This window comes from Brevundimonas sp. FV1ye29L (assembly GCF_058681095.1).
In genome coordinates this window covers 892,704-913,065 of the sequence record NZ_CM178730.1, presented here as the reverse complement: position 1 = coordinate 913,065, position 20,362 = coordinate 892,704, and the positions used below count along the sequence as shown (strand labels likewise).

The window sequence follows — 20,362 nt, the reverse complement described above, 5'->3', positions numbered from 1 at the left end:
TCAAGCCGTCGCCGATGCGCGCTTGCGCCCGGGCCGTTTGCGACGCGCAGGCGCGGAGGGCGGCGCTGTGAGCTCCGCCAGACGGGCGAACGGCGAATCGGTCATCGCCCGCTGCGGCCGTCCCTCGCGATCCGGCATCTGGGCGCGGGCCGTCTTCAGCCCTGCGAGGATCGATTTTGCCTGCTCCGTCGTCCAGCCCAGTTCCGTGAGGGCCGTGTCGGACAAGGCCCCCCTGCCGTCGCGCCTCAACTCGGCCGCCCGCTCCAGCGCCTCGACCGGGACCATCCAGCCCCCGGCCGGCCGCAGGCCGAGCGCCGACAGGGCGCGGGCGGACGGCGCCGTCTGTGGCAGGGGGGCCGGCCCCTCCCCCGTGGCGCGCAGAGACTCCCCGGCGGTGAAGGCCTGGGCCATCGCCTTTGCGCGCGGTTTGAGGACGCCGGGCAGCCAGACGGAATGGACGCCGACCCGCACGGCGAAGACCTTCAGCGTGCGCCGTTCGACCTGGCTGAGGGCGGCCAGGTCGCGCTCCACGTCGCGGCGGTCGATCACCCCGCCCGCCTCCAGCAGGCGGAAGGCGATGCCGCGCGGCAGGCCTTTCAGCCCGCCATTCTCGATGGCCTGTTTCAGCCGCCTCAGATCCCGCAGGGCCCGACCCGCCTCGGCCGCCAGCCAGGCCTCCAGCCGTCTCTGCGCCCGGTCACGGGCCGTCTGCGGGCCCAGATCGCCGATCAGCCGGACACGAGGGTTGAACGGCTGGTCATTGGCCACCCGGCCGGCGATGGCGCCCCGCCACAACACTTCGCCTTCAGGCGTCACGGCGAAGGCCGCATCCTCGTCGGCGGCGAGCCGGCCCAGCCGACGCGCCACCTCCGGTCCGACGGCGCGCAGGGCCGCCGTCTTCAGGGTCCGGTCAGCCAGCTTCGTGGAAAAGGGCGCCGAGCCGCCGGAATCCGGGGTGAACCGGACTCCGTCCAGCCGGCCGACCGTTTCACCGTCCACCGTCACCGCCCCGTCGGCCGCAACCTCGGCCGACGCGCCTTCCCGGTCGTTGAGCGAGCGCATCAGGGCGGTGGTCTTGCGATCGACGAACCGCGCGGTCAGCCGTTCGTGCAGCACGTCGGACAGCCGGTCCTCCAGCGCCCGGGTCTTCTCGCGCCAGCCCCTCGCCCCCTCGACCCAGTCGGGGCGGTTGGCGATATAGGACAGGGTCCGGACCCCCGACAGTCGCGCCGACAGCTGGTCGATCTGTCCGTCATCGCGATCCAGCTCGGCCAGGCGCGGCGCCATCCAGTCGTCCGTCAGCCGCCCCCGCTTTCCGGTCAGGGCCTGAAAGATGTCGCGCGACAGGCGGACATGCTCGTCCAGGGTCGTCTTCTGGAAGTCCGGCAGCTGACAGCAGTCCCACAGCCGCATGATCGTGCCGCGCGAGCGGCCGACCCGCTTGATCTCCTCGTCCTGCATGGCCCGGCGCAACAGGGTCTCGTCCAGCGCCGGCCGGGTCAGCCGAAGACCATGGACGCCGGGCGTCAGGGTCAGGGACCGCAGCAGATCGGGCAGGGTGTCGAAGTCCAGCCGGGCGTTCCTCCATTCGGCCGCCTCGACCGGATCGAACCGGTGCTCGACCACCTGTTCGACCAGATCGGGGTCCAGATCCTCGCACTCGCCCGTGACCCCGAAGGTGCCGTCACGCACATGCCGCCCGGCCCGGCCGGCGATCTGGCCGATCTCATGGGCGTGCAGCCAGCGGGTGCGGCGGCCGTCAAACTTTCTGACGCCGGCGAAGGCGACATGGTCGACCTCCATGTTCAGCCCCATGCCGATGGCGTCGGTCGCGACCAGAAAGTCCACCTCGCCGGACTGGAACAGGGCGACCTGGGCGTTGCGGGTGCGGGGGCTGAGACTGCCCATGACCACCGCCGCCCCGCCCCTCTGGCGCCGGATCAGTTCGGCGATGGCGTAGACCTGCTCCGTGCTGAACGCGACGACGGCCGAGCGACGCGGCAGGCGGGTGAGCTTCTTGGAGCCGGCGTAGGTCAGGGACGACAGCCGTTCCCGGGTGACCACCTCCAGATCCGGGATCAACCGGCGCATCAGGGGGGCCATGGTTCCGGCGCCGAGGAACATGGTCTCGAACCGGCCGCGCGCGTGCAGCAGGCGGCTGGTGAAGACGTGGCCGCGCTCGGGGTCGGCGACCAGCTGGATCTCGTCCACCGCCAGGAACTCGACCTCCCGCTCCAGCGGCATGGCCTCGACCGTACAGACCCAGTAGTGGGGCCGGTCGGGGATGATCTTCTCCTCGCCCGTGATCAGGGCCACGGCGGCGGCGCCGCGTCGCTTGACGATCCGCTCATAAATCTCGCGCGCAAGAAGCCGGAGCGGCAGGCCGATCATGCCCGAGGCGTGACCCAGCATCCGCTCGACCGCCAGATGGGTCTTGCCGGTATTGGTGGGGCCCAGAACCGCGACGACGCGCGAGGGAGCCAGACCTGTGGCGCGATCGCTCATGATGTCCGGAAGGTGGGGCCGGATTCGCCTGGCGGCAAGCGCAACCGGTCGCCGACGTCAGCGCAGGACCGGCGCGCACCTGTGCTGGGCGCCGGCTTCACAGGCGGCGACATCCGCCAGCCAGCCCTCGATCGCATCGTCATGGGCGTTTGCGGTCATGGCGTACCCGGCCGCCGGGGGGGAGAGGGGCGCGGCAGCGCTGCGGTCGCTTGAGGCCCCGGCGGACCCGATGGTCAGACCGGTCCAGAACAGGATGACCATGATGCCGGTCCCGATCCGCGCCATTTCCGCTCTACTCCACTCAATCGACAGCGCCGTTGTCCGGCCACAAACCGATAGCGCACGGGGTTGAGCAAGGTTCCGACGGACCGGGCGTTAACGTTGAAAGGCAGGGGGGCGGAACAGGGGCGAAACGAATCAGGACCGAATCGCCGACACGGCCCGATTCAGGCTTTGTTCCCTACAGCATATTGTATCTAAACGGGGATTAACCACAAGCGCGGCTGGAGGGCGGACGGGGCCGGGGTGGCGAATCCGGGGAAATATGACCTTCCGGCTCGCCGCCGCTTTACCTCGCGCCGTCTCTGACGCTACAGCCTGCGACAACGGTCCCGTAGCTCAGCCGGATAGAGCAAGGCTTTCCTAAAGCAGAGGTCGGGGGTTCGAGTCCCTCCGGGATCGCCACCTCCCCTGTTTTCCTGAATAATGTCAGTGGCCTGTGAGGGTTGACAGTCCAAGGTTTGACAGCGGCCGTTCTCGTTTCGGCCTCGATCAGCTTCTGCATGGCCTTGTCAGCGAGTCGGCTCTGGTCGGCGGCGCGGGTGTAGGTCTCGACCTCGGCCAGGCGGCGGCGCTGAACTCAGAGGCCGCGCTGGACGCCCACGACATAGCCCTGGAGACCTAGGGCGGGCAGGGCTGGGCAACAGTCGGCCGGCTTTGCCGCTGGGCGGTGGCGAACGGGGCGAAGATGCTCGTCGCGTGTCCGCCGCCCGATCCGGGCTAGGCGGCGTCTCGACTGGCCTTAGTCTCTCTTGCTAGCGCGGTTTGAGTGGGCTTGAGCCAAAGCCGAAATGACCAGGTGAAGGTCAGGAAAGCGAAGAGAGTGAGATTTCCCAAAAGAGCCCAGTGAAGGCCTATCGTTTTCGCCTGTATTAGGGGTGCAACTGGAGCGGAGCGCGTGTCGCCCAAGGCGATTTGCCAGCTGGCCTCCACGCCTGTGTCATGCGCAATCACGACTATGCTCGCCACGGCGCCCAGCGCCAATACGATTGCTGCCATTGGCTCGAAAGTTCGTGGGTGACTAAAGCCTAGCCAAGCAAGACCTCCCAAGGCGGCGACAATCATGCCCCCGACCAGATTGGCGATGATATCTGCCAGCATTCGCTGAGCCCTCCGCCTGCGATCCATTTCCGATCGCCCATGCCGCATGCCTACTACCGAATAGAGGCAGTGTTCCAGTCAAGGTGACAAAGGCCCGTCCCCTCCCCGGGGCGCCGCTTTTTGAATTCCCGGGTTTGACACTGGCCCGCATCGTCAATGGCAGCCTGACTCGATCGGTCGTGGGTTGCCCGTCTATCGGATCGGAATCTATCCGTTTGCCCCGCCCCTCCGGGATCGCCACCTCGACAGTCGCAAGACCCCTCAAAGGCCGCCTTCACCCCATGTCGATGACGTGGCGCCAGCCGTGGGGATCGGGCTCCAGGCCGCGCTGCAGGCCCGTGAGCCGGGCGCGCAGGCGTTGCGTCACCGGGCCGTCATTGCCGTCGGCGATCAGCCGGGTTCCGCCGGTAAAGCGTATCTCGCCGATGGCGGCGACGACGGCGGCGGTGCCGCAGGCGAAGACTTCTTTCAGCCGGCCCGAGGCGGCGTCGGCCTGCCAGTCGTCGAAACTGTAGGGCGCCTCCTCGATGGCGATGCCCTCGTCGCGGGCCAGGGTCAGGATCGAGTCGCGGGTGATGCCGGGCAGGATGGTGCCCAGCGGCGGGGTGCGCATGGAGCCGTCATCGAAGACGAAGAAGACGTTCATCCCGCCCAGCTCCTCGACCCAGCGATGTTCGGCGGCGTCGAGGAAGACGACCTGGTCGCAGCCGTTCTTCACCGCCTGGGCCTGGGCGACCAGGCTGGCGGCGTAGTTGCCGCCGCACTTGGCCGCGCCCGTGCCACCGGGGGCCGCGCGGGTGTAGTCGTCCGAGACCCAGACCTTCACCGGTTTGGCGCCGCCCTTGAAATAGGCGCCGGCCGGCGAGGCGATGACGCAGAACAGATATTCATTGGACGGCCGCACGCCGAGGAAGGCCTCGGTCGAGATCATGAAGGGCCGCAGATAGAGGCTTCCCTCCCCTTCCGGGATCCAGTCGCGATCGACGCGGACCAGGGCCTCGATGGCGCCGATGAACAGGTCTTCGGGGATGGTCGGCATGGCCAGACGCTCGGCCGAGTCGTTGAAGCGGCGGGCGTTCTCGGTGGGGCGGAACAGGGTCACCGCGTTGCCGGCCTTGTAGGCCTTCATCCCCTCGAAGATTTCCTGGGCGTAGTGCAGGACGCTGGCGGCCGGATCGATCTGGAAGGGTTTGCGCGCCTCGATCTTCGCATCGTGCCAGCCGTCGGCCGTGGTCCAGCGGATCGTCGCCATATGGTCGGTGAAGATCCGGCCGAAGCCGGGATCGAGCATCAGGCGCGCACGCTCGTCGGCGGGAGTCGGGTTGGTATGCGGCAGAATGTTCACGCGGGACTTCCTTCGGACGCGGCGTCGGTCGCCGCGGTTCTAACGCGGGCCGGCGGCGGAGGCGACTGCGGGGGATGATTTTTTGCGTGAAGCCTCACGGATCGCAGCGCTTGTCGCGCCCGGGCGACGGCAACTGCTCGGATGCACCACCACGCGCGCGTTCACGCGGATCGTCTTCCACCACCAAAGGCAGAAGAGGCGGCCCGATGGACCGCCCCTTCCCGCGCGATTGGCCCGACGACCTATTGCGCAGCCGGTGTACGCGGCGGGGCGTTCTTCACATACTGGTCCAGCCAGCGGATCGTTTCCCACAGGGTGTGACCGACGGATTCGCGGGCGCGATAGCCGTGGGCCTCCAGCGGCAGGACCACATAGCGCACGGTCGCGCCATTGCCCTTGAGCGCCGCATAGAAGCGCTCGGACTGGACCGGGAAGGTGCCCGAGTTGTCGTCCGCCTGGCCGTGGATCAGCAGGATCGGCTCATTGACCTTGTTGGCGTAGGTGAAAGGCGACATCTCCGTATAGGTGTCCAGCGCCTCCCAGTAGGTGCGTTGTTCGGCCTGGAAGCCGAACGGCGTCAGGGTCCGGTTATAGGCGCCCGACCGGGCGATGCCGGTGCGGAACAGGTCGGTGTGGGCCAGCAGGTTGGCGGTCATGAAGGCGCCGTAGGAGTGGCCGCCGACGGCCAGCCTTTCGGGATCGGCCACGCCCAGATCGACCACAGCCTTGACCGCCGCCTCGGCCGAGGCCCTGAGCTGTGCGATATAGGTGTCATTGGGTTCCGCGCCGTCACGGCCGATGATGGGCATGGTCGGATTGTCGAGCACCGCATAGCCCTGGGTCAGCAGGAACAGGTGGCTGGAGCCGCCGGGTCGCACAAACCGGTTGTCGGTGTCGACGACCTGGCCGGCCACGGCGGCGTCGGTGAACTCGGCCGGATAGGCCCACATGACCAGCGGCAGGGGACCGTCACGCGTCTTGTCGTAGCCCGCCGGCAGATAGAGGGTGCCCGATAGCTGGACCCCGTCTTCGCGCGCATAGGTGATCAGGCTGCGCTGGACGTCGGCCAGTTGCGGCGCCGGGTCGGGGAAGCTGGTCAGGGCCGTGGTGGCGCCGGAGGCCCGGTCGCGGATCTGGATGTTCGGGGGCGCCAATTTGGTCTCACGACGCGTGACGAGGCGACGGCCTTCCTCGTCCAGCGTGCCGACGATGGTCTCGTACTCGCCGGGCGCCGAGGTCCAGAGGCGCTCGGTTTCTCCGGACGACAGGTCCAGGGCGGCGAGGAAGGGATAGGAGCCCTGACGCGTGGCGCCGTCGCCTTCGGTCAGGATGCGACGACCGCCGTCGATGAACTGCATGACCGAACGGCCGCGCGCATTGGTCTCCATCAGGGGCGAACCCGGATCATTGTAGCGGTCCTGATAGTTGCGCTCGAGCAGGACGCGCCCCGTTCCCGGCTTCGACGGATCGACCAGATAGCGGGTCTCATGACGGGTGTTGAACCAGCGGCTGAACACCAGGGCCGTGTCGGCGTCGCCCCAGGCCACGCCGCCGAACCGTTCCGGAAGATCGATCAGGGTGGAGGGCGAACCGGTGAAGGGGGCGGCCAGGCTGAAGACGCGGTCGCGCACCGGGGCTTCACGACGAACGTCGCCGCCGTCCTGGGCCTCGACCCAGACCAGGGTCGCGTCCACGTCGTCACGCCACTGGACTGAACGCGGTCCGTTGGACACGGCATCGAAGGCCGAGGGAATGTCGTCGCGCAGCGGCAGGTCGGCGACGGGGTGCACGATGCGGCCCTGAAGGTCGGTGACAACGACCTCGGCCGGGAACAGGCCTGCGGGGACATTGTAGCTGTAGGGCCGCTTGACCCGGGTCTGGAGCAGGTATTTTCCGTCCGGCGAGGTCGAGGCGCCGAGGATGACCCCGGGCGCGCCGAGGCTGCGGGCCGCGCCGGACAGGGGAACGTGGGTCAGCTGGGCCGTGAAATAATGGTCGAACAGGGCTTCGTCGCCGGAATCGCGCAGCAGATCCTGATAGGTGCGGACCGGGGCCGAGCGGCCGATGGTCTGTTCCACGATGGGGCCGGTCGGGGCCGAGGTCACGTCCGGGGCGGCGCCGCGGCCGGCCGGCGTCATGCGCACGATCAGGCCCGAACTGTCCGGCAGCCAGCTGAAGCCGGAGCCTATGGCCGCATTGACCCGCGCCTCGGTCAGGTTGCGCGCCGTGCCGGCGGCGACGTCGACGACCCACAGCTCAAGCCCGGTCGGACGATCAAGCGTCAGGGCGATCTGGCGGCCGTCGGGCGACCAGGACGGCGACAGGAACCGGGCGCCCTCTGGCAGGGCGACACGACGGACGGCGCCGCCCTCGACCGGCTGCAGGCTGAGCCCGGTCAGCCATGCCGCGCGGCTGTTGGCCGGGCCGTTGTTGCGAGGGTTGATGCGATAGCCCGCCAGACGCAGCATGGGCTCGGCCAGTTCGGAAATCGGCGGCAGATTGGACCGGTCGAACAGGGCCAGAGACTTGCGATCCGGACTGATCGACGGCGCCGGAGTGGGCGCCGCGTCGAGGATGGCGGGGATCGGCGCGGGGGGGTGCTGATAGGCAGGGGCGGCATCGGCGGCAGCCGGAGACGACGCCTGGGACAGGGCCAGAGCACCAGCCTGTGCCGTCCCCGCGACCAGACCGGCGGCGAGCATGATGGACAGAAGGCCCGATCCGGCCCGAAGCGAACGACGAAGACGCATGACACTACCCCACGGCCCCTGCCCACGCGGCACGGCTGGCGAAGGCTAGAGCCGCCCGACCGCCAGGGTCAACACCACTCTTTCGACCGGCCGCCGGTACATCAGCGACGGATGCGGACCGTCAGTCCCACAGTCCGGGGGGCGCCGGGGAAGGCGCCCGTCGTCCCCGTCTGGAAGGGGGCGCCGAACGCCACCTGGACAATATCCTGGTCGAACAGGTTCGCGGCCCAGAGCTCGAGGCTCCAGTCACGATCAGAACCGGCCACGACGGCGCGTCCATTGACCGTCCAGTGCGCAGGCTGGACCTTGAACGGCTCAAGATCCGAGCCGGTGTTATAGTCCGAGCTGAATTTGGCCGCCAGCAGCAGCCGTCCGGTCAACGTCCCGGTCAACGGTCGCTCAAGTGACGCCGACAGGGTACCGGACCACAGGGGCGCGAACGAAAGCCTCGCCCCGGCAAGACGCGGCAGGCCCGCCACGGCCGCGTCTCCGTATTCCGTCTGGGCATAGACCACCCCGCCCTGCAGCCTGAAGCCGTCGAACGGTCGCGTGGTCGCCTCGACCTCCCCACCCCTGGCGGTAACCACCGGAATCGAGCGGACGAGGAAGGTCGTGCCGAGGAAGGTGTTGAGCTGGAAATCCTCATAGGCCTGATGGAAGGCCGTGATACCCAGTTGGAGTCGGCCGCCGAAAGGGGCCGAACGCAGTCCGGCCTCATAGGCCTCGACCGTTTCTGCCGGGAAGGCCAGGGACGCATCGGGAACAAGGCCGGTCTGGGTCCGGTCCAGATTGAACCCGCCACTCTTCAGACCCCGCGACCAGGACAGATAGGTCAGCAGGCCGGACACCGGGCGGTACTCGGCCCTGAGATTTCCGGACCATGCGGTATCGGTAAAGCCTTCGGTGTGACGGCGGTCATTGAAGGCCGGGTTGGACCAGGGCAGACAAAGGGTGCCGCTGACCACACCATGCGACAGGGCGGCCGCACAGGCTTGACCGTCATCGGTATTGTCCTGATCCGCCTCGAGCGTCTTTTCGATACGGGTCCACCGCAGGCCGGTGGTCACGGAGAGACGGTCGCTCAGGGCTGTGGTCTGCTGGCCGAAGAGGGCCAGGGTTTCGGCCGACTGGCGATAGACGTCCACCAGCCCCTGTCCGACCACGAAATTCGTGCCCGGGGCCCGTCCGGTCAAGGTCGAGATATGGTTCGGATCGCCCATCGGCAGGGCGGTCGTCCGCGACAATAGCCGCGAGACATAGGCCTCATAGCCAGACCCGTAGAACAGGCTGTCGCGACGCAACAATCGCTCGTGCGCCACATAGCCCCCGAGGCTGTAGTCGGCACGACCGCGCGATCCGTCCAGCCTCAATTCCTGGCTGAGCGTGTGGAAACGGTTGGACCATGAGCCATCGTCCGGCCTGTAAGCCAGATCGGCCGAGGAAAAGTCCCAGTCCTGGCCCAGAACCGCGCGCCAGCGGCGCGCCGCCGTGGTCGAGGTCAGCTTGCCCCAGGCCGTATCGGCCTCGATATGGAGGGCGACCCCGCTGTCGCTGATCCGGGTGCGGGTGTCGCGGTTAGACCAGGCGACCCTTGCCCAGGGATCGGCAATCGCGGCCACGCCCCCATCCGGAGAGAAGGCGGCCAGCAGGGCAGCGGCGGATCCGACGACGGTTTGCACACCGACACAGCAGCGCTCGTCTCGCTCGGTGACATCAGCCGTCAGACGCGCCACCAGACCCGTTGACGGGGTATAGAGCAGCTGCGCGCGAAGGGTTTCATAGGCTTCGGTCTGGTCCTCCCGTGCTGTCCGGGGCCCCTCCCCTGTAGTAACACGTGAAAAGCCGTCGCGGCGGCGCACGGCGAGGTTCAACCGCCCGGCCAGTCGGCCCTCGATCAGGGGGCCATTGAGCATGATCGAACCGCCGCGTGCGTCATAGTTTCCCACCGTCGCCTCGCCACCCGCCGAGCGCGTGAAGGTTGGCGGACGGGTCACGACATTGATGACGCCGGCCGAGGTGTTCTGGCCGAACAGGGTGTTCTGCGGCCCCCGGATCACCTCGATCCGCGCCAGTTCCCCAAGATCTCCGAGGGCCACCCCGTTGCGGGCGCGGAAGACCCCGTCGATCACCACGCCGACCGAGCTTTCCAGCCCGGGATTGTCGCCGACGGTCCCCACGCCCCGAATACGGGCGGTGGTGAAGGTCTGGTTCGAGGTCGAGGCGACCAGCAGGCCCGGAGCCACAACCGCCAGATCCTTGATATCGCGCACCCCTGCATCATCCAGCAGGGCGCCCGGCAGTACCGATACGGCGACGGGCGTCCCTTCCAGCCGGCCTGCGCGGCGCTGGGCTGTAACTACGATGGCGTCGACGGTGTCCGCCGGAGCGGCAGGCTCAACGGCCCCCGGCGGGAGCATCAGGGCATGGACGAGGGTCAGGCAGAACGGGAAGGACATTCAGGACATGCAGGCAGCGTCACCGGAAGCGGCGGCGCGATCGCCTTTCACGAAATCGCGCACATTTCCACACCGAATTTCGACCGAAGCCGCCTCCAGGAAAGATTATCGCTGGAAAGAGCGATGTAAGGCGAAAACTTGCCGCTACCCTTCCAGTCGAAAGGTCTCCGGCAGGGTTCTCTCGAAAGTTCGGGCCAGGCCCGAGGCCTTGGCGGCGCGCGCCAGGGCGATCTTGGCCAGGGCGGCCGGGTGGGGCGCGGCCTGGATGCGCGGTCGCAACCCCGACTTCCTCAGCAGGCCGTTGGCGTAAAGGACATTGGCGCGCATCAGGGCCGCCGGGGTCATGAATTCGATGCTCAGCGACACATTGAGCATGGGGCCGTTGACGATCCGGTGCGGCGCGTTCTGGCGCCAGGTGACCATCTTGCCGGGGGTCAGGTCGAACACCTCGGCGACCGCATCCATCGACGGGGCGAAGGCCATCTGTTCGGCGGTCTCGCGCAGGACGATACGCTCCAGCTGGGCGTCGCCGACGCAGGGTTCAGCCACTGGATAGACCCAGACCCGCTTCTCCCCCCGCAGCTGCCAGAGCGAAACCAGGGGAACGTCCAGATGGTAGAAGACCTGGGCGTTCGCCGAAGAGATCAGCATGCCGAGGTCGCGTTTGAAGCCGTTGAGGCCGGACCGCTCGCGCTTCTCGGCGAAGATCTCCTCCTCAAGGGCGGCGTATTCCGGCAGATGGTCGTTGGCGTGACGCAGGTTCAGCCAGATGCGGCCCTCCTGCGCCGCGCGCAGCAGTTGCTCGCCGGACAGGTCGCCGGGCGAGCCGCGCCGCCAGCTTTGCCAGTCGACCGGATCCTCGCCCATGGTGAACACGCCAAGCTTTTCGCGTGGATAGCGGTCGAGCAGCGAGATCAGGCCCGCGTCATCGAACATGGGCCGTTCGTGCAGCCTGTGTTCGAACGCCAGATTGGCGCGCGTCATCTGCGCCGCCTTTTCGGGGGTCCAGTCGGTGATGATGGTCATGGGGTGTCGCTTGCCGTCGTGTAGCTTCGGGACCGGGGTCCATAGAAGGCGATCTTCATCGGACCGCCCCAGAAGGTCTTGCCCAGACCGCGCGCCGCGCGATCCAGACGGTCGGCCGCGCCGGGCGCGCCGAGAAGGTACTGGACGACGCCCGGCACGCCATGGATCACCGACTGGACCACGCCGACGCCCATCCAGCCGATGACGCCGGCCCAGTCTGGCGGGGTGCGGGCGGCGCAGTGCGAGCTTGGGCCCTGGCCGTAGGCGAAGGCGCGGGACAGGGCGTATCCCAGGTTCAGCCGGGCCGGGACGGGGTCCTCGTGAACCCAGGCGTCGGCGGCCCAGGCAAACCGGGCGCCAGCGACCTGCATGCCGCCGAACAGCAGATCGTCCTCTCCGCCGATGAGGTTGCGGATCGGGTTGAAGGGCGTGACCGGATCCGGCAGGGCGGCGCGCCGGATCAGGCTGTTGCCGCAGCCGTAGTAGTTGGGGATGGGTCCTGACGCCTCCGGCCCCGTGCGGGAGAAGAACCGCTGCAGATAGGCGCGATGCCGGCCCACCGTGTCGGGGATGCGGCCCTGCACCGGGCCGAAGACGACATCGGCGCCGGTCGAGACCTGGACCTTCATCAGTTCCGCCAGCCAGCCGGCCGGGGCCTCCTCATCATCATCGAGAAAGGCGATCAGGGGGCCGTGCGCCGCCGCCACCCCGCTGTTGCGCGCGTGAGCCACGCCCGGACGCGGTTCGTGGACATAGACGACCGGCGCAACGGCTGTCGCCGCCATGGCCATCACCCCGGGTCGGGCTGTCGGATCGGCGTCATTGTCCACCACCACGACCTCGAAGCCGCCGGTCACCCCGGTCTGCGACAGGGCCGAGGCGAGCGCCGTCGCCAGCGGACCCGGGCGGCCGCGTGTCGGAATAACGATCGAGATCGCAGGCTTCACCGCCACCCTCAGTCCCCGGCCGTCAGGGAACGTCGTCGCGTCGCCGCGACCGCCTCCAGCAGGCCGTGCATCCGTCCCCGAACCGACGGATCGGTGGTGGCGATGTGGTCGAGCCGCCGACGGACCTTGTCGACTGCGCCCGAACGGCCCAGGGCGCCCAGGCTCCAGGCCGTTTCCCCGGCCCGGCTCAAGGCGCCCGGGACGCCCGGGGCCGACTGGAACCCGCTGGTCACCGTCTTCACCGTGGAGGTGAACGGCCGCTTGTAGTGGTCATGGCCGACGCCCAGATCATACACCTTCAGCCCCAGGGCCGGCATGGCGCGAATGGCCTGATCGAGGAAGGCGTTGCCCGGGGAATAGGCCGCGAGATCCGGGTCCATCGAGGCGATCCAGGGATGGTAGACGCCGCCCTGACGGATGCCGAAATGGCCGCCGACCAGACGATCTCCGGCATGAAGGGTCAGCATCAGCCCGGTCGTCGGACCCTCGGTCGTGCGGAACAGCTCCCTCATCAGGGCCCGGACCCAGACGGGCCGCAGGACGTCCTGGGCGCCGGTGCGGACGAACTGTTCGCTCTTCCAGCGCAGCAGCGTCTCGAAGGTCCCGGTGTCGCCGTCGGCGCGCAGGGCCGGCGCCCCCAGTTCGGCAAGGCGGTTCTGCAGGCGGCGGTAGTTCTTGAACTTCTTGGGACTGGCGGCGCGCACCCCCTCCAGATAGGCCTCGGCCGTCCCGTCCAGTTCGATGGAGAAGGCCTCGTGGTCCCGTCCGGTCGTCGGAAAGAGGCCGTAGGGATCGATCAGCCCGCTGTGGCGAAAGGCCTTGAGCCCCGCCAGGGCCACCACATTGTCATCCGGACCGAAGGCATCCCGGTGTGCGACCACCGCGTGGTAGTCGGAAAAGGGCGCCCCGATCGGGCGGCCAAACCCTCCCGGCCGCCGGTGATGGGCCAGAAAGCCGACGGCCCGGCCGTCACGCCGGAACACCGCCACATGGGCGTCCTCCCGCACCCGGCCCACGGCCATGGCGAATCCCGGTCCGAGCAGGGGACTGGCGAAGGCGGGCTGGTCGGACTGGATCGCCATCCACGCCGCGGCATCCGCCGGGCGCAGGGCCGCAGCAGGCAGGATTTCCACGAAAAGGGACCGCACAGCGCCGACCATATTGAAACACTTCAGAACGAACGCCCCCGGGGCTGCAATCCTTCAGCCAGGGTGCGACGAGACAGCGCAACATAACCGCCCAACCTCTACCGCAGGTTACCAATGCGGTCCTTCTGGGAAGAGGCGTCAGGAAACCGCGCGTCGCGGGCCGTACGCCAGCCGTCATGCACGATCTGGCGAGGACGGTCAGCCCCCAGTTCGGCGGTCTGTTCCGCCCAGACGTCGGCCAGGCGACGCACCGTCGTCACAACCCAGCCGGGCGGCTGTCGGTCCGCCCAGTCCTGGACCGCCGCAATGTTGAACAGGACGAGAAAGGCCGTGGACGTCAGGATCGAACGCCCGACCCAGCGCACCGTGCGCGCCGCCTCTCCGGCTTCGTCAGGTCTGTCTTCGGGCGGAAAGGCGAAGCGGCCCAGGGCGACCAGAGGCCGCGGGAGGGTCGGTCTGCGCGGCGACGACGCCGGGTGAGGCCCGGCGCCAGCCGGTGAATCTGTCGCGGGGTCCGCAAGAGCGTCCGTCGGTGACGCAGCCACTGATGCAGCCGCCGGCGGTTGCATCTCCTCACCCAGGGGCGGGAAGGGAGACGTCACCGGCCCGGGGATGAAGGGCCCGGTGGGAAAGGGGGCCGGGGCGTCGTCGTCTTCGGGAAACCCGCTCATCGCCGCCTCCGCCTCAGAACTGGAAATAGATAAAGGGCGCCACGCCGTCCGGACGCATGGCCTCGACCAGCAGAATCGCCGCTCCGGTCAGCAGGCCCAGGGTCAGGGACGGCGCCGGAGCCATGCGCCGGGCCAGGCCCTCGACGGCGCGCGGCGGCAGGGCGTGAAGGCACAGACCGCCCGCGACAAGGGCAAGACTCAGCGGGGTCAGCACGGCGATGGGCTGGACCCGGCCCAGACCCGCCAGCATGGCGGTGGCCAGATCGAAGCTCTCGGCGCGGAACAGGATCCAGCCGAGGCAGACGATGTGGAAGGTGACGAAGATCCCGATCCAGACCGGGACGCGATACGCCCCGCCGAGCGCCGCCCGCCCCAGTCGTTCGACCGCCAGGGCGCCGCCGTGCAGGGCCCCCCAGGCCACAAAGGTCCAGGCGGCGCCGTGCCACAGGCCGCCCAGCAGCATGGTGATGAGGACGTTCAGACAGGAGCGGACCAGGCCGTGACGACCGCCGCCCAGCGGGACATAGACATAGTCGCGCAGCCAGCTGGACAGGCTGATGTGCCAGCGCCGCCAGAAATCCTGCAGCGAGCGGGCGCGATACGGCTGGTCGAAATTCCGGGCGAACGAATAGCCCAGCAGGGCCGCCAGCCCAATCGCCATGTCGGAATAGGCCGAGAAGTCGCAATAGATCTGGACCGCATAGCCATAGACGGCGGCGGCGATATCCAGCGCCCCGTGGGCGGCAGGGTCCAGGAAGACCGGATCGACGAGGTTGGTCGCCAGTTCGGACGCGATCACCGTCTTCTTGAACAGGCCCCAGACGATCAGCAGCAGGCCGTGCACCGCCATTTCGCGGCTGAGCCGGGCCGGCCGCTCGAACTGCGGCAACAGGTCAGACGCGCGCACGATCGGCCCGGCGACCAGATGCGGAAAGAAGCTGAGCAGCAGCATCACATCCAGCAGGGACCGCGCCGGCGGCGTCTTTCCGCGCGCCACATCGACGATATAGCTGATGCCCTGGAAGGTGAAGAACGAGACGCCGACCGGCAGGACGATCTGCAGCAGAGGCAGGTCGCGGCCCCAGCCGAACCGGGTCAGAAGCTCGCCCGCCTGTTCGACGAAGAAGCCATAGTATTTGAACGTCGCCAGCACGGCCAGGTTGACGACGACGCCGAGCGCGATCCATCCCCCCGCCCCGATGCGGCGGCCGTCCTCGCCCGTCTCGCGCCGCGCGATCATCACGCCCACGGCCCAGTTCAGCACGGCCGAGGCGATCAGCAGGCCGACGAACCGCCAGTCCCACTGGGCGTAGAAGAACCAGCTGGCCAGCAGCAGGAACAGTTTGCGACGGCCGTTCTCGCGATCCAGCGACCAGGCCACGAAGAAGACGACCAGAAAGAAGACGCCGAAGGCGAGGGTCGGAAACAGCATCAGCGCGCCCCTGCCCTGCGGTCCGACCAGAGGCGGCCGGCGGTCATCAGGTCGTCGAACAGCAGGCCGGCGATCCAGTCGGCCCCGGACGGGCTGAAATGCACATGGTCGGCTCGCATCAGGCTTTCGCCGGCGATGTCGGGCAGGCTCAGGCGGTGGGCCGCGCAGGCGCCGCCCATACGCCCGCTCCAGTCCCAGTAGGCGGCGCCGGCGAACAAGGCCGCATCCCGCTGGGCCCGACGCACGGCGGCCAGCATAGGCGGCGCGCGCCAGCGACCCTCCACGTCGCCGGGACAGACCCCGCCGCCTTCGCTGCGCATCGCCTCGGGCGCACCGAGAACCAGGACGGCGGCGTGCGGCGAATACCGTCTCAGGTTCGCGATCCTGTCCTGCAGCTGTTGCGTCCAGGCGGGAATGTCCAGAGCGTCGTCGAACCCGTCATTGGTGCCATAGGCCAGGATGAACAGGGCCGCGTCACGCGCTTGATCCGGCGGCGTCAACAGGGCCGGATCGGCCAGAACGGCCCCGACCCGGCCGATGGCCATCACCCGGACGTCCCGGTCGGGAAAGGCGGCCCGCAGCCGTTCCTCAAGAGCGCCGGTGATCCATCCGGCCGCCGTATGACTGTCGCCGAACTGGACAATCCGGACGGGCGGCCCGCCGCGCGGATCCATCGTCCGGAAAAAGGGCGTCAGCGCCGCGGCCCCGCACAGGCCGCCAGGGCAGGTCACGCCAATGGGCGACGGCAGGGGGGTCCAGGGGCGGACCTGACCGGCGGCCGGGACCGCAGAGGCGGTCAGGCCCAGGACGCAGGCCGCCAGCGCCCGGGCCTTCATCCGGCCGCGCCGGCGGCGGCGGCCTGGATCCCCGCGTCGGTGCGGATGAGGCGGGCGACGGGTGCGGCGATCCTCAGATAGCCCGTCATCGACATGTGGATCCCGTCATTGGCCCGCAACAGCCGGCGCCGCCCCGAGGCGTCCGCCGGGGCGAAGGCGTCATACCGGCCTGAGGCGTCCGAAGTCAGGCCCGTCGTCGGCAGCCACGGGACCCCCAGGGCCGACATGCGCGCCTGAACCACCGCATTGATCTGTTCCGCCTTGGCATCGAAGGCCGGGCGCTTCATCCGGGGCAGGCCGACCCAATAGACCACGATGTCACGACTTCGCAGCAGGACCACCAGATCATCGACGCGCCGGGCATAGGCGGCCTTCCACTCGTCCGTGCCGAAGGCCAGGATGCGGCCGTCCAGGCTGATCGCCTGGGCGTCGTTCGTGCCGAACAGGATGACGGCCGCGTCGACGGGACGGCCGGCCCCGGCCTGGTCGGCGATCTGGCGTGTCGTCTGCGCCTGGACGTCCAGATAGTCATAGCGCGACAGACCCGTGGACACGGTGCTGAACCGCACGACCTCCACCCCCTCCACCGGTTTCAGATCGCGATAGAGGGCGGTCCAGACCCCGTCGGCCATGGAGTCGCCGAAAACCGCCACGGTCAACCGACCCCGGGCCATGCGCGCCTTCAGGGATGTGGGGGGCGTCAGGGCCGGGGACGCGGGCGCCGCGACGACGGGCGCGGAGAGACGGGTGGATCGAGACTCAGGCGACGCCGATGCCCGCGCGCCGGCGCCGAACATGAAAGTGGGGTGGCGCAGCCACGCGCGACCGTCGGGCGTCGCGGCGACCCCGATCAGCACCCCGGCCAGCAAGGCCGCCGTCAGTGTATTGATGTCCGCCTTCACGCCCGATGCGCCTCGCCCTCTCCCGGTCAACCGTCATAGCCGGTCCCGCCGCCGCCGCCACTGTCCGCGCGCCTTAAGCGAACTCGCGCACGGACCGGCTCTGGCCGTGATGTGGCTTGCCGCTGTAGCCTGTCACCGTTATGACTGGCCCCAAGCAATATTCATCAACAGATGAAATCCAGAGGACGCCCATGGGAAAGATTGTCGCTGACCCCGCCACTGCGCTGGAGGGGGTGGTTTTCGACGGCATGACCGTCATGTCCGGCGGCTTCGGCCTTTGCGGAATCCCGGAGAACCTGATCGCGGCCCTGCGGGACAGCGGCGTCAAGGGCCTGACGGTCATCTCCAACAACGCCGGGGTCGACGGCTTCGGCCTGGGCCAGCTGCTGGGCACGCGGCAGATATCCAAGATGATCTCGTCCTATGTCGGCGAGAACAAGGAGTTCGAGCGCCAGTATCTGGCCGGCGAACTGGAGCTGGAGTTCAACCCGCAAGGGACGCTCGCCGAACGCATCCGGGCCGGCGGCGCCGGCATCCCCGCTTTCTTCACCGCCACCGGCGTCGGCACCCTGGTCGCCGAAGGCAAGGAGGTCCGCGAGTTCGACGGTCGCAAATATGTCATGGAAACCGGGCTGGTGGCCGACCTGGCGATCATCAAGGCGTGGAAGGCCGACGAGCGCGGCAACCTCGTCTTCCGCAAGACGGCCCGCAACTTCAACCCGATGATGGCCACGGCCGGCAAGGTCACGGTCGTCGAGGTCGAGGAGATCGTCCCCGTCGGCTCGCTGGACCCCGACCACATCCATACGCCGGGCATCTACGTCGACCGCATCGTCCAGACCGTGTCCGAAAAGCGCATCGAACAGCGGACGGTGCGGCAACGGGAGGCCGTCTGACAGGGGTGTGGGGTGTGGGGTGTAGGGGGTGACCGAGAGGCTTTCCTCATACCGTGAGCTGACCGTCTGGCGCGACGGGATCGCGCTGGTGAAGGCCTGCTACCTCATCACCCGCACCTTTCCTAAGGACGAGCTATTTGGTCTGACGTCGCAGATCAGGCGCTCTTCAGTCTCCGTTCCCGCCAATATCGCCGAGGGATACGGCCGGGGCACTCGCAAGGATTATGTCAGGCACCTCATGATCGCGCAGGGATCGTTGAAGGAACTGGAGACGCACTTGATCATCGCCGCCGAAGTCGACTGTGCGGCGAAGAGTGACATCGAACCGGCACTAGCCCGCTGTGATAAAATCGGGCGCGGCCTCGGCGCCCTGATCCGCTCTCTCAGAGCGAAAGACGACTGAAGCTAATACTCCGCCTCACACCCCATACCCCACACCCCATCCCCCACACCCGGATCACTCCATGCCCCGCACCCGCGAACAACTGGCTGAACGCGCCGCCCAGGAGCTGCAGGACGGCTTCTACGTCAACCTGGGCATCGGCATCCCGACGCTGGTCGCCAACTACATTCCGGACGGCATGGAGGTCACCCTTCAGTCCGAGAACGGCATGCTCGGCATGGGCCCCTTCCCTTATGAGGACGAGGTCGACGCCGACCTGATCAACGCCGGGAAGCAGACGATCACGGCGATCCCGGAGTCGTCGTACTTCTCCAGCTCCGACAGCTTCGCCATGATCCGCGGCGGCCACATCAATCTGTCCATCCTGGGCGCGATGGAGGTGGCCCAGAATGGCGACATCGCCAACTGGATGATCCCCGGCAAGCTGGTGAAGGGGATGGGCGGCGCCATGGATCTGGTCGCGGGGGTCAAGCGAGTGGTCGTGGTCATGGAACACGCCAACAAGCACGGCCAGTCCAAGGTGCTGAAGACCTGCACCCTGCCCCTGACGGGCACAGGCGTGGTCAGCCGCATCATCACCGACCTGGCCACTTTCGACGTCAAGCCGGACGGGTCGGGGCTGGAGCTGATCGAGCTGGCCGACGGGGTGACGCTGGACGAGGTCGCAGCCAGGACCGAGGCCGACTATACCGTCGCGGCCTCGCTCATGGCCTGAGCGGACTCGCGCGGAACCCGAATCCGGGCCGTACCCCGGCGTCGTCACGGGCGATCCCCCTTGGCCTTGGGCGAGCGGCGGTTGATAAGCGCGGGATGTCCGTCGCCGCCGTCTATCGCGTTCTTCCGGGAGCGCCGCCTCATGAGCGGTCCCACCTGCTCAGACTGGCCACCGAAGCCCGGGATGGCGATGTCGGGACCTTCGGCGAGCCGTCGCGTCAGGCCCTCGGGGACGCAGTCGACCGCGTCCGGGCCGAGATGAGGGGTGGCGAGCTGACCGAGTGTCTGGCGGTGCTGGGACATTTGCGCAGTGGGCTGGAGGCTCTCGACCCGTCGCAGTTGTCAAAGCGTCGGGGACTGGCGGGCCTGTTCGACAGCCGCAAGCGCCGGCTTCGCGCCTTTCGCGCCCGCTTCGCCGAAACGACCCGAACCCTGTCGGAATCGCTGGACGACCTTCAGCTGAGGCGCGGCGCCATCGTCCGCCGCTCCGAGGCCGCAGAGCGGATGTGGAGCGAGCTTCGCACCGCGGTGCTGGAATTGGATGCCCATGTACTGGCCGCCGCTGCGGCGGGGGGAGAGGCCGGGGACAGTCCCCAGGCAGCCCGCGCCCGGGCGCTGGCGGCGACGCGCGATGCGGCGGTTCGCGTTCTGCCCCAGGTCCGGAGCGCCCAGAACGCCGACGCCGAGGCGGCTCGGCGGATCGGGGCGGTCTGCGACGCCCTGATGGAATGGCATATCGACTGGCGCGCCGCACTGGGCATGGACAGTCGCGACAGGCGCGGGCGCACACGGGCGCCGTCGGAGCGTTTGCGCCCGGACCGGACACGGCTGGACTCCGGCCGCGACACCACCCGCGCCATGCTGGAGGCGACGGCGCGGGAGCTGGAGTTCGCCCGCAAACGCCGGCAGGAGGCGGACGCCCGTATGGAGGCTGCGCGCCGGGCGATCTGA

The 20,362-nt window shown here is 68.5% G+C and carries 17 protein-coding genes and 1 tRNA gene; 5 read left to right on the top strand and 13 right to left on the bottom strand.

The annotated features are described in order from the left end of the window. Both ACW17W_RS04505 and ACW17W_RS04500 read right to left on the bottom strand, forming a co-directional pair. Entirely contained in the window at nucleotides 1–2,505 is a 2,505-nt protein-coding gene (locus ACW17W_RS04505) for a helicase-related protein (protein WP_492079544.1), read from the bottom strand. A 57-nt stretch (nucleotides 2,506–2,562) separates the two neighbouring features. Then, nucleotides 2,563–2,790, bottom strand: a complete 228-nt coding sequence (locus ACW17W_RS04500) for a hypothetical protein (RefSeq protein ID WP_492079543.1) — start codon at nucleotides 2,788–2,790, stop codon at nucleotides 2,563–2,565. 322 nt (nucleotides 2,791–3,112) lie between these two features. Here ACW17W_RS04500 and ACW17W_RS04495 point away from each other — a divergent pair. Beyond that, a tRNA-Arg gene (locus ACW17W_RS04495) sits at nucleotides 3,113–3,189 on the top strand. A 315-nt stretch (nucleotides 3,190–3,504) separates the two neighbouring features. Here ACW17W_RS04495 and ACW17W_RS04490 read toward each other — a convergent pair. From ACW17W_RS04490 to ACW17W_RS04440, 11 genes are all read right to left on the bottom strand, one after another. Beyond that, the gene (locus ACW17W_RS04490) at nucleotides 3,505–3,885 is read right to left on the bottom strand and encodes a hypothetical protein (RefSeq protein ID WP_492079542.1); all 381 of its coding nucleotides are present in this window, start codon (nucleotides 3,883–3,885) and stop codon (nucleotides 3,505–3,507) included. Nucleotides 3,886–4,159: 274 nt separating this feature from the next. Beyond that, a complete protein-coding gene (locus ACW17W_RS04485; RefSeq protein WP_492079541.1) occupies nucleotides 4,160–5,230 on the bottom strand; it encodes a branched-chain amino acid aminotransferase in 1,071 nt (356 codons plus the stop codon). A 242-nt stretch (nucleotides 5,231–5,472) separates the two neighbouring features. After that, nucleotides 5,473–7,980, bottom strand: coding sequence for a S9 family peptidase (locus ACW17W_RS04480; protein WP_492079540.1), 2,508 nt, complete (start codon nucleotides 7,978–7,980; stop codon nucleotides 5,473–5,475). A gap of 101 nt (nucleotides 7,981–8,081) precedes the next feature. Continuing rightward, nucleotides 8,082–10,436 carry a TonB-dependent receptor gene (locus tag ACW17W_RS04475; RefSeq protein ID WP_492079539.1) on the bottom strand — a complete coding sequence of 785 codons (2,355 nt, stop codon included), beginning with the start codon at nucleotides 10,434–10,436 and terminating at the stop codon, nucleotides 8,082–8,084. 144 nt (nucleotides 10,437–10,580) lie between these two features. After that, nucleotides 10,581–11,462 (bottom strand): hypothetical protein, encoded by an 882-nt coding sequence (locus tag ACW17W_RS04470; RefSeq protein WP_492079538.1) that lies wholly within the window; start codon nucleotides 11,460–11,462, stop codon nucleotides 10,581–10,583. Beyond that, complete coding sequence (locus tag ACW17W_RS04465) at nucleotides 11,459–12,409, bottom strand: glycosyltransferase family 2 protein (RefSeq protein ID WP_492079537.1); 951 nt, start codon at nucleotides 12,407–12,409, stop codon at nucleotides 11,459–11,461. The genes ACW17W_RS04470 and ACW17W_RS04465 overlap by 4 nt, the downstream gene beginning before the upstream one ends. 8 nt (nucleotides 12,410–12,417) lie before the next feature. Then, on the bottom strand, nucleotides 12,418–13,557 hold the full coding sequence (locus tag ACW17W_RS04460; protein ID WP_492079536.1) for a GNAT family N-acetyltransferase: 1,140 nt from the start codon (nucleotides 13,555–13,557) through the stop codon (nucleotides 12,418–12,420). Between the two features lie 98 nt (nucleotides 13,558–13,655). Next, the gene (locus ACW17W_RS04455) at nucleotides 13,656–14,228 is read right to left on the bottom strand and encodes a hypothetical protein (RefSeq protein ID WP_492079535.1); all 573 of its coding nucleotides are present in this window, start codon (nucleotides 14,226–14,228) and stop codon (nucleotides 13,656–13,658) included. Nucleotides 14,229–14,241: 13 nt separating this feature from the next. Beyond that, entirely contained in the window at nucleotides 14,242–15,660 is a 1,419-nt protein-coding gene (locus ACW17W_RS04450; RefSeq protein ID WP_492079534.1) for an MBOAT family O-acyltransferase, read from the bottom strand. Next, a complete protein-coding gene (locus ACW17W_RS04445; RefSeq protein ID WP_492079533.1) occupies nucleotides 15,660–16,496 on the bottom strand; it encodes a GDSL-type esterase/lipase family protein in 837 nt (278 codons plus the stop codon). Before ACW17W_RS04445 ends, ACW17W_RS04450 begins: the two co-directional genes overlap by 1 nt. Then, the gene (locus ACW17W_RS04440; RefSeq protein WP_492079532.1) at nucleotides 16,493–17,398 is read right to left on the bottom strand and encodes an SGNH/GDSL hydrolase family protein; all 906 of its coding nucleotides are present in this window, start codon (nucleotides 17,396–17,398) and stop codon (nucleotides 16,493–16,495) included. Before ACW17W_RS04440 ends, ACW17W_RS04445 begins: the two co-directional genes overlap by 4 nt. Before the next feature lie 191 nt (nucleotides 17,399–17,589). Here ACW17W_RS04440 and ACW17W_RS04435 point away from each other — a divergent pair, with 191 nt between their 5' ends. The 4 genes from ACW17W_RS04435 (at nucleotide 17,590) to ACW17W_RS04420 (ending at nucleotide 20,362) form a co-directional block, all read left to right on the top strand. Next, entirely contained in the window at nucleotides 17,590–18,294 is a 705-nt protein-coding gene (locus ACW17W_RS04435; RefSeq protein ID WP_492079531.1) for a CoA transferase subunit A, read from the top strand. A gap of 28 nt (nucleotides 18,295–18,322) precedes the next feature. Next, nucleotides 18,323–18,697 carry a four helix bundle protein gene (locus tag ACW17W_RS04430; protein WP_492079530.1) on the top strand — a complete coding sequence of 125 codons (375 nt, stop codon included), beginning with the start codon at nucleotides 18,323–18,325 and terminating at the stop codon, nucleotides 18,695–18,697. A gap of 61 nt (nucleotides 18,698–18,758) precedes the next feature. Then, nucleotides 18,759–19,412, top strand: coding sequence for a 3-oxoacid CoA-transferase subunit B (locus ACW17W_RS04425; protein WP_492079529.1), 654 nt, complete (start codon nucleotides 18,759–18,761; stop codon nucleotides 19,410–19,412). Nucleotides 19,413–19,507: 95 nt separating this feature from the next. After that, entirely contained in the window at nucleotides 19,508–20,362 is an 855-nt protein-coding gene (locus tag ACW17W_RS04420) for a toxic anion resistance protein (RefSeq protein ID WP_492079528.1), read from the top strand.